This window comes from Hallella mizrahii (assembly GCF_009695775.1).
Taxonomy (GTDB): Bacteria; Bacteroidota; Bacteroidia; order Bacteroidales; family Bacteroidaceae; genus Prevotella; species Prevotella mizrahii.
The window spans coordinates 1-16,824 of the sequence record NZ_VUNG01000036.1 but is presented as its reverse complement, the minus strand read 5'-3'; the positions used below and the strand labels follow the sequence as shown (position 1 = coordinate 16,824).

At 53.2% G+C, this 16,824-nt stretch carries 7 protein-coding genes; 5 read left to right on the top strand and 2 right to left on the bottom strand.

The genetic code is table 11. The annotated features are described in order from the left end of the window. Nucleotides 1-279: 279 nt before the first annotated feature. Nucleotides 280-4,404: a hybrid sensor histidine kinase/response regulator transcription factor gene (locus FYJ73_RS12045; protein ID WP_154534971.1), complete on the bottom strand. Its 4,125-nt coding sequence runs from the start codon at nucleotides 4,402-4,404 to the stop codon at nucleotides 280-282. Between the two features lie 166 nt (nucleotides 4,405-4,570). Between FYJ73_RS12045 and FYJ73_RS12040 the strand changes: the two genes are divergently transcribed. Beyond that, nucleotides 4,571-6,250, top strand: coding sequence for a glycoside hydrolase family 5 protein (locus tag FYJ73_RS12040; RefSeq protein WP_154534970.1), 1,680 nt, complete (start codon nucleotides 4,571-4,573; stop codon nucleotides 6,248-6,250). 286 nt (nucleotides 6,251-6,536) lie between these two features. Here FYJ73_RS12040 and FYJ73_RS12035 read toward each other — a convergent pair whose 3' ends face one another. After that, a complete protein-coding gene (locus FYJ73_RS12035) occupies nucleotides 6,537-6,920 on the bottom strand; it encodes an Abi family protein (RefSeq protein WP_154534969.1) in 384 nt (127 codons plus the stop codon). A gap of 489 nt (nucleotides 6,921-7,409) precedes the next feature. Between FYJ73_RS12035 and FYJ73_RS12030 the strand changes: the two genes are divergently transcribed. The 4 genes from FYJ73_RS12030 to FYJ73_RS12015 all read left to right on the top strand — a co-directional run bounded on the left by FYJ73_RS12030 (nucleotide 7,410) and on the right by FYJ73_RS12015 (nucleotide 16,357). Then, nucleotides 7,410-10,589, top strand: a complete 3,180-nt coding sequence (locus FYJ73_RS12030) for a SusC/RagA family TonB-linked outer membrane protein (protein WP_154534968.1) — start codon at nucleotides 7,410-7,412, stop codon at nucleotides 10,587-10,589. Nucleotides 10,590-10,638: 49 nt separating this feature from the next. Continuing rightward, nucleotides 10,639-12,393, top strand: a complete 1,755-nt coding sequence (locus FYJ73_RS12025; RefSeq protein ID WP_154534967.1) for a SusD/RagB family nutrient-binding outer membrane lipoprotein — start codon at nucleotides 10,639-10,641, stop codon at nucleotides 12,391-12,393. A gap of 79 nt (nucleotides 12,394-12,472) precedes the next feature. Further along, nucleotides 12,473-13,471 (top strand): hypothetical protein, encoded by a 999-nt coding sequence (locus FYJ73_RS12020; protein ID WP_154534966.1) that lies wholly within the window; start codon nucleotides 12,473-12,475, stop codon nucleotides 13,469-13,471. Between the two features lie 426 nt (nucleotides 13,472-13,897). Further along, nucleotides 13,898-16,357 carry a glycoside hydrolase family 31 protein gene (locus FYJ73_RS12015; RefSeq protein ID WP_154534965.1) on the top strand — a complete coding sequence of 820 codons (2,460 nt, stop codon included), beginning with the start codon at nucleotides 13,898-13,900 and terminating at the stop codon, nucleotides 16,355-16,357. The last annotated feature ends 467 nt before the right edge of the window (nucleotides 16,358-16,824 follow it).

Below are 16,824 nucleotides of genomic sequence, written 5' to 3'. Positions count from 1 at the left end.
GGGTTCATCCCCGCCCTAACCCCCTTGGCGGTAATCATTCCATGCCCCTTGGCGGTAATCATTCCATCAACCGTGCCACATGGCTTTTATATCTTTTGCGGGGGTTAGGGCGGGGATGAACCCCGCCCCTACTCACCGCCTGCCGCGCCGTTAACAGGGTAATACCAGCAAGACGATGTGGATACTATCCACCGAAAGGAATTCGCTTCTATATAACTAAAAATCTCCAGTTATATCAACAACTTGTTATCGCCAAAGGGCGTTATGGCAGCTGAATAATTACTCTTCTTTGTATCTGCTCGGTGGCATACCGAAATGCTTCTTAAATACCGTGCTGAAATATTTCGAGTTTTGGAATCCGCAGCGTGTGGCCACATCGAGCACCGGCACGTCTTTCAGTAGCAGTGCGGCAGCCTGTTCCAGCCGGATGAGTCGCATGAACTCCTGCGGTGCCTTGCCGGTGAGCGTCTTCAGTCGTCCGTAGAACAGCGTACGGCTCATGGCCATCTCTCTGCAAAGGTGGTTCACGTCAAAGTCCTCCTCGCTCAGATGGTCGAGCACCGTTTGAGTGGCCTGGTCGACGAAGGCTTGGTCGGCAGCGTTGAGAGTTACCGGCTGTTCTTCGGACAATGGCTCTTGACAGCTACGGCCTTGTGGAGTAGGGTGGGGCGCCCCACCCGTGTGCACCGGTGACGGTTCTTTGGTATGGTGTGACACGGTTTGTGTATCCCCGTCGTGAACCAATTGCAGGGCACGACGCAGATAGTATTTGCTCAAGCGGCGCCGGTTGTCGATGACGTTGCGGATTTTCTTTGCCAGAATATCCATGTCGAAAGGCTTGGAGATATAGTCGTCGGCTCCCTTGTCCAAGCCTTCGATCATAAAGTCCTTACCGACTTTTGCCGTAAGCAGAATGACCGGCAACCATGCCGTATCGGCATTTTCCTTCAGCCGACGGCAAAGTTCGTCGCCATCCATACCGTCCATCATCACGTCGGAAACCACGATGTCGCATGTGCCGTCACGCAGATAGTCCAAAGCCGCTTCCGCGCTCTCCTTTGTAATAATATGGTAGTCGCTGGAAAAAGACATACGCAAGTATCGCAACAACTCGATGTTGTCGTCGACAAAAAGAATGGTATCCTTGTCATTCTCGCCGTTTTCCTCATCCTGCGGCAGGCTTTCTCTGGTTTCCACCTTCTGTTTGTCTTCAGCAAAATCGTCCTTGAGTGCATTCCGGTTTACAGAGTCGAGGGGAGCCTCTGTCACCGAATCTTTGAGCGACAAGCCTGTTTGCGCTGTCACGTCTTCTCTCCCCTGCTGCTCCTCCTGCTCCGCGGCCTGCGGGAAATAGCGGCTGCCGTCAGCAGGGAGATGTACAAAGAAGGTGGTCCCCACCTTTTCCTTGCTTGTAAACGTCAGTTTTCCGTGGTGCATCTCCACCAGTTTGCGACAGAGCATCAGCCCGAGTCCACTTCCCATCTGCTTGGAATTGACGCCATTGGAAGCACGATAGAAGCTGCGGAAGATATGTCTTTGATCGCTTTCGGGAATGCCCATGCCATCGTCAGCCACACTGATGACGGTCTCACCGTGCTGTTGCCATGCCTTGAGATGGATGTGACCGCCCTCACTCGTGTATTTGATGGCGTTGGAGATGAGGTTGTCGAAGAGCTTGTCGGCCATCATCGGGTCGAGCCAGACCAAGGCCTCGCCCGGACAATCATCGAGCGCGAGCGTGATCTTCTTTTCCTGGGCAAGCAAGGCGAAGCGTGCGACTTGCTGTTCGAGCAGTGGTTTCAGTGCTATCTTCCTGACGTTTGGCTCGCTGCTCTGCTGGTCGATCTTTTGGAAATCGAGCAAGCCTGTGATCATCTTCAACAGTTTTGCACCATTTCGGCGCGCGATGGAGAGATAGCGTGCCGTCGGCTCGCTGAGCGTGCTGTCCTTGGCCATGTCGTCAAGAGGAGCCAGCACCAGGCTGAGTGGCGTGCGGATGTCGTGTGCCGTGTTGACAAAGAACGAGATCTTCTCGTTGTAGTATCTCGACTCCAGTCGGTCGCGGTACCGGCGCCAGACCAGATAGACGATCGCCAACACAAAGAGCAGATAGACTGTCCAAGCCATGAAGGAGTTCCACCAAGGACGCTGGATGACAAGCGGAATATCCTTAGCGTCGATGACGCGGCCGTCGGTACGACTGAGCGCACGTATGTGGAGAGTATAGCTTCCCGACGGTACATTGGTATATCTGAGGCTTTGCAGATGCGGCATCGCGATCCATTGCTTGTCATAGCCCTCAAGGAAATACTCGTAGCGGATGTCGTGTTGAAAGCGATAGTTGATGCATTCAAAGTTGACCGTGAAGGAATTTTGCGCATAGGGCAGACTGATGCGTCCCTCGCACAGCATGTCGAAGATACACCGTCGCACGACACTGTCGCCTGCCAGCTTAGTGTCGAGAGGCAGTATCGAGGTCACCCTGAGCTGTGCCGTATAGTGAGAGGGCAGCACGGCAGCCGGGGAGAGCAGTACACCGCCATCGTTGCCACCGAACAGCAGTTTACCTTTGGGCAGTTGCCAGCAGGCCATGCGGTTGTATTCCTGATCGAGTCCCTCATAGGTGCTGAGCTGACGCACGCGCCGTGTGCGGCCGTCGAAGGTACAGAGTCCACGGTCTGTACTGACCATCAGCAATCCTTGGGCACCATGGCAAATGCCCGCTATGGAGTTTGAGGGCAAGCCTTGGCGTGTGGAGATCTGCCAATATTTCTTGGTAAACGTATCGTAGTGATAAATGCCGCCGCCGTCTGTTCCCAGCCAGAAAGCCCCGTTGCCGTCGGCAATGATGGCGTTGATGAAGCAACAGATGTCCTTATCGCCGAAGTCGCTGGGGGTGAAGTAGCGCTCGTAGAGCCACGAGCGGGTATCGACAATGCAGAAGCCTGCCGTGGTACCCACCGCCATTTTACCGCCGATCGCCGTCAGACATTCCGCTTCCCGTATGGGCAGATCGTGAGCCTTGCCATTGACAATGCAGGACAGAGGACCGTCGATAGCCCCCACCCACAGATGTCCAAGGTGGTCACAAGCCAGACTGGTAATATACTCTGCCGACAGATTTCCTAACGACCGGCTATAGGTGGCTGTTGCTGTCCCCGCCACGTTGACGGCAAAGACGCCGTTGCCGTAGGTACCAGCCCACACGCCACCATTTCCCGACGGGCACAGAGCCACCACCACACGCCCTTGCAGACTGTGAGTCCAGCGTCCGGAAGCGGGATGATAAGCCGACAGTCCGAGGTTGGTACCAAACCACAGCGTACCGTCGGAAGTGGCACAGACAGCGTTCACGCTGTTGTCGATCAGTGAGTTGCCGTCCTTGTACTCATGTCGGAACAACTGATAGCCTGGCCAACGTGGCATGGCCAAGTCCACGCCACCCGTGTAGCTGCCCACCCAAATGTTGTGTTGGCGGTCCACGACGACGGCGTAGATACCGTTACCGCCCAGTGCGTTGCGCGTATCGTCCGACACATTGAACAGCAGTCTGCCCTGTAGTTTCCGACGGTCAAAAGCGTAGACGCCTTCTCCGTCGACACCCACGAGCATCGTCTCTTGTCCCAAAGGTGTGATGGCTCTGACGGGATGCTGTATCTGGGGTTGCGTTGATACCACGTCGACACGATGTGTTTTGAGGTCGTAAACGCGGATGCCCTGCACCAATGAGCCTACCCACAGCCGCTGTGCGGGCGCGTCGAAATAGAGCGACTGCGCTTCCATTCCTTCCAGTCCAGACAATGTTTTCCATCTCTTGCCAAACTGGACAAGCACTGCCGAGGCGGTGGCGATGAAGAGACGGCCGCGGTTGTCGGCCGTGATCACGTTGACTTCCTGTGTAGGTCCGGCGAGCGACACGTGGCCATGGTCATAGCAATAGAGACCGTCGCGGGTCGCCAGCCACAACCTGTGGTGCCGGTCGATATACAGATCATTGAGTTTGAGATAGTCACGAAACCATTTGCTCAGACTCACCACATGCTCAAAGTGGTCCCAAGCCGAGCTATACCTATATATATTACCCTTGTTGTCGTAGGCATAGAGCGTGTCGCCGTCTTGCCGCAGCGAAAAGATGCGGCCGGCGGCATTGCTGTAGACACGGTCGCTGCTGAGCCGGTAGACCTTCATCACGCTGCCGTTGTAGCGGTTGACACCATTCTTGGTAGCGATCCACATCACGTCGTTGCGGTCCTGCAGAATAGAGAACACGCGCATATTGTCCAACCCCTCGGCAAGTCCTATGTGGCGGACCTGATAGGCGGGAGCAGGCATTGGAGTACTCTGTGCTGCTAAGGCTGTCAGCAGAAAACTCACTAATAATAATAGGTGTCGCAACTGTTTCATGTGGCAAATTTAATAAATAAGCGTTAATATTGTACCTTTTTCATGGTAAAAATGTCAGAAAAGAAACCTTTTTTGGCGGTGCTCGGTATCATTTCTATGAATATCATCGTAACTTTGCCAGCGTTATCACAACATCAGCTATTCATATCTTTATCAATTCATACCTATGACAAGAAGCAAAAACATACTGTTATTACTGGCCTGCTGGCTGTGCTCAACATGGCTGACCATACCCGCGGGAGCCGCTACAACGGCCGAAGAGATGAACATCGACGCCAAGACATGGGCTTCGTCTGTCGTGCTCGGATGGAACCTCGGCAACAGTCTCGAAAGCAAAGGCAACGACGAGACGGCATGGGGCAACCCAATGACAACGCGCGAGATGATCAAGGCTGTGAAGGCACAGGGCTTCAACTGTGTGCGCATCCCCGTGCAGTGGGGCTGCCATCTCACCGACGAGAAGACGATGACCATCGACAGCAAGTGGATGAATCGCGTGGAGGAGGTGGTCAACTACTGCTTGGACGAGAAGATGAAAGTCATCATCAATACCCATCACGAAGTGTGGTTGGAGCAGCATCCTTTCTTTGCACAGCAGAAAGAAAACAACGAGAAGCTTGCCGCGCTGTGGAAGCAGATCGCCACACACTTCAAGGATTATGGTCCAGACCTGGCCTTTGCCGGCATCAACGAGACGCAGGTCAACTGGCAGGCACCGACTCAGGAGCAGGCCGACGTGGAGAACAGCTACAACCAAACGTTCATCAACGCTGTGCGCGCCACGGGTGGCAACAACGCCGAGCGCGTGCTCATCGTGCAGACCTACTCCTGCAATCCCGACTACGGCTTTCAGCATTTCGTCATCCCCAACGATCCGGCCAAAGACCGGCTGTGCGTTGAGTTCCACTACTACAATCCCTACAACTATTGCAGTGGCAAAGAGGGATGCTACTACTATTGGGGACAGGCTTTCAAAGACAAAGGCAAGATTTCTCCCGACGACGAGAGCCAGCTGACAAACACCTTCGACAAGGCCAAGACGCTATGGGCCGACAAGGGGCTCGGTGTGATCATCGGTGAGTTGGGTGTCTCTACTCACTTCACCAGCGACGATCGCGCTACACAACTCGACAATGAGAAATACTATCTCCAGCAGCTCGTCAAGGAGGCTCGCAAGCGTGGCTTTGCCCCCATCGTGTGGGACAACAACACGTTTGGCAACGGCAGTGAAATCTACGGCATCTTCAACCGTAATAATCATATGAGTGTCGACGCACCGTGGCTCTTGCAGGGCTTGCAGCTGGGAGCCGGGCTGGAGCCCTATAAGGAAAAGGCAGAGAACGGCGTCTTCTGGGAAGGTGATGCGCTGCTCAACTGGAGCGAGGGCCTGCAACTGAAGATCCCGGCTAATAAGTTCAACGGCTTCACTGCCAAGGGACGGCTGATGCTGACCATAGAGCAAGTACCTTCGGCCGACTATGAGCAGTTGCAACTGATGTATGGCGACTGGAGCGGTAAAGTCAACTTCAAAATAAACGGCAAAAACTATAAGGGCAGTTATGATCCCAAAGCTGCTCAGGGCACCAATGACAGAACCTATTCGCTGAGCCTGAGCTTCGATGCCGCCACATTGGCAAAGCTACAAACCAAAGGCCTCATCATGCAGGGCTACGGCGTAAGACTGAAGAATGTGATCATCATGCCAGAGGGCATGACCACCGCCATCTTTAATCTGGCAATGACCGGCAACGGTCAGCAGAGGTGCTACGACCTTACCGGCAGAACCGTTCCCGACAGCTTTCGCGGTCTGATCATCAAGGACCGTCAGCTCTGTCTCGCAAGATAAGATTGCTTCGTTCAACAATTGATACATATAAAAGGTTTCTTAGATTTCGGGATAACAGCTTCATCCCTCCTGCTCCCAACATAGAGTCAGGAGGGATGCTTGCGCTATACGCGAATATATATCGCACTAACTATCAGCAAAAAAAATCTCAAATTCTTGATAACCTTCCTCATCCTGTATTCCCTAAAGAAAGATGTAGCAGACCACTTCTATCTATCTAATAGGATTCCTTGACGTAATGGCTGTAAAGATTAATTAGGGCGTAAATAGGGCTACTTTAAAATCTCTAATTCTGCCAAATTGGTTCTTGCTCCCAGTTAGATGGGAATCCCATGGCTTGGATGTCTATATTAGGAAATTGTGCAAGTAAATCAAGAAGATTCTTCTTCATATGATTATTTTGCGAAATAACATCAACGAAATACTTAATGATACATAGATTAAAGTATATTCTTAAAGAATCTGTAGGCAGTGTAATCCATGGACGTAACATTGTGTTTGGTATCATTGCCCTAATGGTATTTCGTTTGTTCCATACATGTGCATGATGACAGCATGCATTTCGAGTGAGCGTAATGATGGTCAGCCATGATTCAAAAGGCTTAATCTGTAGATCAAAATATTGGGAGATACGAGGGCTACTATAATGTTTGTTGAACGGCCTCGTCATATTAAAAAAACGACCCGCTCATTTGAGCATCGTTGAGAGGCTTGGCGGGTTCTAGTGATTGCAAAGGTAAGAAATAAATTCTGAATTAGCAAATTATTAGTTGACTTTTATTTATTCTTGTACTTTTCCTTCGTCAAATGTCAGCAGAGGTGCTACGACCTTACCGGCAGAACCGTTCCCGACAGCTTTCGCGGTCTGATCATCAAGGACCGTCAGCTCTGTCTCGCAAGATAAGATTGCTTCGTTCAACAATTGATACATATAAAAGGTTTCTTAGATTTCGGGATAACAGCTTCATCCCTCCTGCTCCCAACGTGTCTCACGCCATAGAGCCGGAGGGATGTTTGCGTTGTATCGGTGTATGGATCAGCAAGTTTGTCAGCTACGAAACCTTCATTGTCAGTATTCTAACCTCTGTCAGACATATAAAACCTAACTTTGCAACCAGCTTAATAACACCGAAATAAGTAAAACCTAAGTATACAGACAATGAAGAAAAGTAATCGGAATCTTCTGTGCATGACCAGCGTCTGCGCCGCTCTTCTTGCTCTCAACGTCCAGCCTGCTTTCAGTGCTGAGACTCCGGGAGTGAGCACCACGCAACAGAGCCATGCCATCCAGGGTACCGTCACCGACGGCAATGAACCCATCATCGGCGCCAGCGTGATGGTGAAAGGTAAAAACCAAGGTGCTGTCACCGACATGGACGGACACTTCTCCATCGACGTGTCACCCGGCACAGAACTCGTCATCTCTTATCTGGGTTATCAGCCCAAGACCGTGAAAGCCGCAGCAGGCATGAAGGTCACCCTCAGCGAGGACAGCAAAAACCTCAAGGAGATTGTCGTCACCGCGCTTGGCATCAAGCGCGACCGCAAGGCACTGGGCTACGGTCTCAGTGAGATCAAAGGCGAAGAACTCACGAAAGCAAAGGAGACCAATGTCATCAACTCGCTCGCCGGTAAGGTCGCCGGCCTCGTGGTGCAGAACACGGCTGGTGGTGCCAGCGGTTCCACACGCGTGCTGCTCCGTGGCAACACCGAGATGACGGGCAACAACCAGCCGCTCTATGTCGTCGACGGCGTGCCTTTGGACAATACCAACTTCGGCAGTGCAGGACAGGCAGGCGGTTACGACCTCGGTGACGGCATCTCGGCTATCAACCCCGACGACATCGAGACGATGACCGTCCTTAAAGGTCCTGCTGCCTCAGCACTCTACGGCAGCCGCGCCTCCCATGGTGTAATCCTCATCACCACAAAGAAAGCTGCCAAGGACAAGGTAAGCGTGGAGTACAACGGTAGCATCACCATGGACAAGCAGCTGGCAAAATGGGACAACATCCAGCAGGTCTATGGTATGGGCAACGGCGGACAGTATCTCGAAACAACCACTTCCGGTACCAACATGAGCTGGGGACCGAAGGCCGACGACTACCTTGTGAAGTACTTCGACGGTCAGCAGCGTCCTTTCCAGATCTGGCCCAACAACACCTCGAACTTCTTCCGCACGGGTCTCACCGCACAAAACACCGCCGTGCTCTCCGTCAGTTCGGGTAAGACAGGCGTGCGCTTCTCCATGACCGACATGCGCAACAAGGACATCCTGCCCAACACCCACATGAACCGCGACAACTTCAACCTGCGTGCCACCACATCGGCCGGACCCGTAGACTTTGACTTCACCGCCAACTACACACGCGAGAATGTGAAGAACCGTCCGGCACTCGGCGACTCACAGAGCAATGTCGGCAAGAACCTGATGACGCTCGCCTCCACCTACAACCAGGCGTGGTTGCGCACCTATCAGAACGCCGACGGCACCTACGCCAACTGGAACGGACTCGACCAATACAACAAGAACCCGTACTGGGACCTGTACAAGAACAAGAATACTTCCGCCAAGGATGTATTCCGCTTTACCGGTAAGGCTATCTGGAACATTGCCGAAGGACTGAAACTCCAGGGAACTGTGGGTACAGACATCAACAACATGACCTTCGACGACTTCGTGGCAAAGACCACGCCGGGCCAAGCTGCCGGTTCACTGACCAATCAGGTGTTCCACAACCGCACGCTCAACGCCGAGCTCCTCATGCTCTACAACCATAGCTGGGGCGACTTTGACCTCAACGCTACACTGGGCGGCAACATCTTCAAGGTCGACAACAAGACCTACACCATGAAGGGGCTCAACCAGCAGATGATGAACTTGGAGACGATCATGAACTACTCCGAGCAACATGTACAGCAAGACACTTATAAGAAGCAGATCAACTCACTCTACGGCAGTGCCTCGCTGGGATATAAGCATACCTATTATCTCGAGGGCACGCTGCGTGGCGACAAGAGTTCTACCCTGCCTCTTGACCACAACACCTACGTCTATCCTTCTGTATCGGGCAGCATGGTGTTCTCGGAATTCATCAAGAACAAGCACATCATCAGCTTTGGTAAGGTGCGCGCCTCTTGGGCAAAGGTGGGTAGCGACACCGATCCTTATCAGCTCGCGCTGAACTACGCTACGGCAAAGTACAGTTATCCGGGCTTTACCATCGGCATGATCAACAACTACACGCAGCCCAACAAGGACCTCAAGCCTACGATGACCAGCTCCTATGAGCTCGGTTTGGAGATGAAGTTCTTCAACTATCGCATGGGACTCGACGTCACTTACTACAATCAGAACTCGCGCGATCAGATCATCCGTCTGGCTTCCTCTTCCACCAGCGGCTATGCCAACCGACTCATCAACGCCGGTGAGATTCAGAACCGCGGCGTGGAGATTGCCCTCAACGGACGTGCACTGCAACTCAAGGACTTCGCTTGGGACTTGGGCGTGAACTTCTCCAAAAATAATAATAAGGTGAAGAAGCTCGTCGACGGCATGGACTATTTCGAGCTTGAGAAGGCCACCTGGTGCGGCGTGAGCGTCGGTGCTGAGGTCGGACAGAACTATGGTTCCATCGTCGGCAAGGACTTCAAGCGCACCGCTGACGGTCAGGTCATCATCAACTCTGAGACCGGTATGCCGATCATCGACGACAAGACCCACGTGCTCGGCAACGCTTCTTGGGACTGGACAGGCGGTTGGTACACCACCTTCTCCTACAAGAACTTCCGTCTTTCGGCTTCCTTCGACGTAAAGGTTGGCGCTGATCTCTTCTCCATGTCCATGCGCTCGGCCTACCAGACCGGTAAGGCCAAGGAGACACTCGCCGGACGTGAGGAGTGGTATCAGTCCGAGGAAGCACGTCTCGCCGCCGGAAAGACCATTGCAGAGTGGCGCGCTGAGGGCAAGGCCCGCGGCTATGTTGTTCCAGGTGTCATCGAGCAGGCCGACGGCAGCTTCAAGGCTAACGACATCCCCGTCAACCCCGAAGCCTATTGGAAGAGTGCTGCCGACAACGCTCCTTCGATGTTTATCTATGACAACTCCTATGTCAAGTGCCGTGAGATCACCTTCGGCTATACCTTCCCCGAGAAGATGCTGGGCAGCTTCGTCAAAGGACTCACCGTTAGCTTCGTAGCCCGCAACCCGTTCATCGTGTGGAAAAATATCCCCAACATCGACCCCGACTCCGGCTACAACACCTCCGGACTCGGACTGGAGTATGGCTCTCTGCCCTCCCGCCGCAGCTACGGCCTCAACGTCAACGTGAAGTTCTAAACAACGAATGGCAGCCACAACGGCTCCATTCCTAAAATATCAAGCTATCATGAAATCACTCATCAAGAAACATACAGCTAAGGGTCTGCTCTCTCTGGCCTTCGCATTGCCTCTGGCGTGCGGCGTGATGACATCGTGCTCCGATGATCACATGGCTTCTGTCAACACCGATGACAGCAAGAGCGAGACCATCGACCCCAACAACCAGCTGACTACGGCACTGCTGCAGACCTACGGCGACTTTAGCCTCATGGACACCTACCGAAGCTATATCACTGGGTTCACACAGCACTTCGCCGGTGCCTGGAACGTGACTAACTATGCCGGAAGTGTACACGCCAACGACGACCAGAGTCGTCTGCTCTGGGATCGCTACTACTCCGTGGCCATCAAAAACCTCGTCGACGCCATCAACGCCACACAGGAAGGCCAGCCCGCCCTCAACGCTGCACTGCGCATCCACCGTGTCTACCTGATGTCGGTGCTCACCGACACCTATGGCGACATCCCCTGCTCGGAAGCCGGACTGGGATATATCAAAGGCATCTCCAACCCCGTCTATGACAAGCAGGAGGATATCTACAACGCGTTCTTCACAGAGCTCAAGGCTTGTGTCGACCAACTCGACAATGCCAACGACCGCATCACGGGCGACGTGACCAGTCTCAAGGGTGACCGCCAGGCTTGGCAACGCTATGCCAACAGTCTGCGCCTGCGCTTTGCCATGCGCATCTCCGACGTCAATCCCGAGAAAGCAAAGCAGGAGTTCGAGGCAGCGCTCAATGATCCGCACGGCTACATCACCGACGCCTCGCAAAACGCTTACGTCATCTATGCCAACGAGCCCTTTACGCTCTATAAGGGCGCTGAGGAGTATGACTTCCGCGTCAACGCGCTCGGCGAGATCCTCTACGGCCAGGATCCTACGTCCCCGACGTTCATTAGTTCCACTTTCTTTGATTTGATGCAACAGACTGGCGATCCACGCCTGTACCGTATCTGCCGCCACTACATCAACACGAAGCGCTCTGAGATTACGCCCGACCGCGAGGGCAACCACGATCTCACCGACGAGGTGGTCGCTTACCTCAAGCGCAGCAATACCGCAGAGGCACCCTGTGATCCGGGAGCTGCATGGTGGAACAACTGGATCAACGCTCCGGCCAACTCCGAGATTCCTACTTTGGATAAGCTGGTCAAGGACGATCCTGCTGCAGGATATGACCAAAGCAATTTCAATGCACGCATGATGCGACCCGCGCTCAACATCGACTTCGAGATGCCTGACCGTCCCGGCATTCTCATCACCTCGGCCGAAGTCGACTTCCTCAAGGCGGAGGCCAAGACCAAAGGATGGAATGTCAGTGGCGACGCCGAACAGCTCTACGACGACGGCGTGCGCGCCTCGATGAAGATGCTCAACGATTACTATCTCACGGCATCGGAGAAGATCTCCGACGAAGAAATCAGCAAGTTCATAGCTGCCAACCCGCTCGGCAACAATCCTAAGGAAACCATCAACACGCAGGCTTGGATCCTGCACATGATGAACCCCGCCGAGGCTTGGGCAAACCTGCGCCGCAGCGACTATCCGGTGCTCAAGGATCGCTCAAAACTGGCTAAGTTCGAGAGCGACTTCACCTACGACGACAAGAATCTCACCACGCCGGTACGCCTGAAGTACCCGATGCTCGAGTCGAAATACAACAGCAAGCACTACGACGAGGCACTGCAGCGTATGGGCGGCAACGACGACTGGCACCACCGCCTGTGGTGGGACACCAAGGACATCAATGTCAAATAGACTTCATCGACCTGGTCCGACAGCGCCATGCAGCCTGCCGGGCCAATAGAACAACAAACAATTCAAGACAACGACAACCATGAAAACAATCAAGCATATCGCTCTGCGTGCTTTCGGACTGCTGATGATGGCCTGTGCCGCCACAGCGTTCACAGCCTGCTCTTCCGACGATGATCCGTTCTTCACTGCCGAGGAGACCGACGCACCGCGCATCCTCAACACCAACATCCCTGAGTGGAAGGATGGTCAGCCACAGGCACTCGTCACGCAAAGCCGTACCAGTAATTTCGTGTTTAACATCATCGCTACGCCACGCGACTACACGACGATATCGTGGTACCTCGACGGACAGCTTATCCACGAGGGCGACTCTATCGACCAGCCGTTGCTCGCCGGTGACCATGAACTGAAGATCGTGGCCACAACGACCAAGGGACTCTCCACCTCACGCACGACACGTGTGGTGATCACGCCCGCCGACGGCGATCCTGTGTTGGGTACCAAGGCCAAGGATCTGTGGGTGGCACCGGGAGCCAAGACCACGATCCACGGCTGCACCCACCTCGACAAGGTGGCCAAAGTGTTCATCGGTGGCAAAGAGGCTGCCATCGTCAGTGCCGTAAACGGCAATCTGACGCTCACCGTGCCGGCCGATCTGGCTGAGGGCGACTACCGTGTGGTGCTCCAGGACGCTGCCGGACAGCAGTATGGCGGCGGCACGATCAAAATCACCAACGAGCCGTATCCTGACAAGAGCGAGACGCTGTGGGAAGGCAGCTTCAACGTCACGTGGGGTACACCGTTCGACGCGCTCAAGGACGACTTCATCAACCATGTCCACGCTGGTACAATCCTGAAAGTCTATGTCAACGGCGATGGTCAGGGTACAGCAACCACAGCATGGTGGAACAACCTGCTCACGGGCAAGGGAGATCCCGAGCGTGGTGACATCACGATCAGTGGCAGTCAGGTACTCGAGTACGAGCTCACCGACCTCTCCATCCAACTTCTCAAGGATCAAAACGGTTTCCTGATGGTTGGTAACGGATACACCATCACTAAGGTGACGGTGGAATAAACCTACAAAAAAACGACTTATCCCTCACAACGCATAGTGGTTGTGAGGGATTTTTGTTTATTTCCCTATATCACATTATTTATTTACGTGCCCCCCAAAATCCTTTTTTATCAAATGGATGACCAGGAATGAACGATGAATTTCTCAAAAAAATCAATACTAAATAAATAGTTTGCGGGAAATTCATGTGTGGGGATTCAATTCCACTTAGCAGATTGAATGTCTATGAATAATATTGGGTACGAACTTATTTGTTATGCCTAAAACTTCATAAAATATCTCTTGCTTTGTTACTTTGCTTTTTTATCATTACTTCCTATCAAATAAAGCCCTGTTTGCCATACATTTTCTTGCTTTTCTTTGGCTTATTGAAGGAAATGCCTTATCTTTGCGATCGAGAAGACTATTCCTAAACAAATCAATGATATGACAAAACAAAAGACTATCCTTTTGGTGCTCTTGCTGGCACTGTTGCTGCCGCTTCATGCTGCCAAACGTAAAAACCTTACCGGCATCTGCCGTGTAGTCGACGGACACGCCACCGAGTTGAGCTTCTGCTCACCATCGATCGTGCGCGTGAGAGTATTTCCAGGTACGGACACAAACATTCAGAAAAAGAGTTACTCAGTGCTGCTGAAACCCGGGCAGAACGTCGTCGGGACCATCACCGAGGAAGAGCGTGACGGCAAGCTCACGCTTCGCTCGTCGATGCTCAATGCCACCCTCGACCTACGGACGGGCTATATCACCTTTGCCGACAACAAAGGCAAGGAACTGCTGCAAGCCACCGGTAGTCTCTTCACACCTTGCACCCACGAGGTGGACCACGGAAAGTACCAGGTCAGACAAGGTTTCCGACTGGCAGACGATGAGGCCGTATACGGACTCGGACAACTTCGTGACACGCTCATGAGCCACCGCGGACAGAAGGTGGAGATGTGGAACCACAACACATATATATCTATTCCTTTCTTCCTCAGCGGCAAAGGCTACGGTCTCTATTGGGACAATGCCGGACGATCGCTGTTCGACGACACTGCTGCGGAGACAACGATGAGCAGTGAGGTGGCACCGTTTATCGACTACTACTTCCTCTATCGCGACGGCACGGCCGACGGCGTCATCGCTTCCATACGTGAACTCTCAGGACAGGCTACACTGCCGCCACTGTGGGCCATGGGCTTCTGGCAGTGTCGCGAACGCTATAAGACCAGTGACGAACTCGTCGGTGTGCTCGACAAATACCGTGAGCTGAAGATTCCTGTCGACGCGATGGTACAGGACTGGCAATACTGGGGATGCGATTCCAACTGGAATGCCATGCGCTTCATGAACCCTTACTATATTAATAAGGTGGGTGATCCTGCCTGGCAACGCTATTTGCCCGGTGACATGAAAAACTTGAAGCCTCAGCAGCCACGCATCAAGAGTCCGCAGGAAATGGTAGACTATGTTCACCGCAACAACGGCCATCTGATGATCTCCATCTGGGCCAACTTCGGTCCGTGGACCGAGCAATACAAAGAGCTCAACGCCATCGGTGCCCTCTATCCCTTCGACACGTGGCCGAGAAATCAGGGTGTGAAGGTCTACGATGCCTTTAATCCGAAAGCTCGCGACATCTATTGGAGGTATCTGTCCCACTTGCAGAAGATGGGATTTGACGCTTGGTGGACCGACTCCTCAGAGCCCGACCACTTCGAAAAGCCCGGTGACGACGACTGGATGACGGCCGACGGATCGTGGAGAAGCGTGAAGAATGCTTTCCCACTCGTGCACAACAAGGGCATCTACGACCATCAGCGTGCCACCAAAGAGGGCAACGCTAAACGTGCGCTGATGATGACACGCAGTGCTTCCTTCGGCATCCAGCACTACGGCACATTCTCGTGGAGCGGCGACATCCTCGCCTCGTGGCAGGAGATGAAGCAACAGATTCCATCAGGACTGAACTATTCACTCTGCGGCATTCCCTATTGGAATACAGACCTCGGTGGTTTCTTCTATTGGGAGTTTGAGCAGGATCCCCACAATCCTGCCTTGCAGGAACTGCAAACACGTTGGATGGAATGGGGTGCCTTCATGCCGCTGATGCGCAACCACTGCTCGTCGCCGATGGTCAGCGAGCTCTATCGTTTTGGAAAAGCCGGCGACTGGTGCTACGACGCTATCGTGAAATACATCCGTCTGCGCTACCGCCTGCTGCCCTATACCTACAGTTCAGCTGCAGACTGTGTGCTCCACAGCGGTACAATGATGCGTGCGCTTGTCATGGACTTTGCCAACGACCGCCATGCCGCAACGCTCAACAACGAGTATCTCTTCGGCCGAAGCCTGCTCGTCAAGCCGGTCACCGACCCGATGTACACATGGAAGGACAGCTTGAAACGCGGACATCTGATCTATCCCGACGTCAGCAAGGCCGCAGCGCCAACGACGGTCTATCTGCCAAAAGGCACGCTGTGGTATGACTTCTGGGACGACCAGCCTCATGCCGGCGGCAAGACGATCCAGCGCCTCTGCCCGATCGACATCATGCCGGTATATGTCAAGGCGGGTGCCATCTTGCCTTTCGGACCCGACGTGCAATACAGCACGGAGAAGCCGTGGGACGATTTGGAAGTAAAAGTCTACTGTGGAGCCAACGGCCACTTTGAACTCTATGAGGACGAGGGTAACAACTACAATTATGAGCGGGGGCGCTACACGCTCATCCCCTTTGACTATGACGAAGCCACGCACACGCTGACCATTGGCAACCGCAAGGGAGCTTACAAGGGCATGCTCACTCGCCGTCACTTCCGCATCACCGCTGTCACCGCCAACGGCAAAAAGGCAGAGCAGGCCGTGGAATACACGGGCAAGAAATGCGAGGTAAAGATCTGAGAAGAAGAAGAAGGAGTAGCCCCTCTCTAGCTCTCCCTAAAAGGGAGAGAAGAACCTCATCCTAACAGCCTCACCCCCCCAGCCTCTCTCCAAACAGCCTAATCCTTGGTACCTTCCTATGGTAGTTTGGTATAGCCAGAGTAATCACTCCCCTCTCCTTTGGAGAGGGGTACGGGGGTGAGGCTGGTGAGGCTGTCTCCACTCTTTCTGTCTTCTACGTATATCGAGGAAGGTTTTAACGCCCCACCAGATCATGATGACGGTAAGAAGAAACAGTACGGCGATGATAATGTATAATTCTGTTTTCATAAAAATATCAGTTTAGAACAGTGATACTTAGGTAAGCGTCCAAAAATGACGTATTGCTTAAAGCCTTAAAATCTGTTACTTTTGTCCTCGACTTAAATTCATACAATTTATGGAGAGAACATCAGATTTTGAACAGCTGCTCTTCCTATATAAGACGG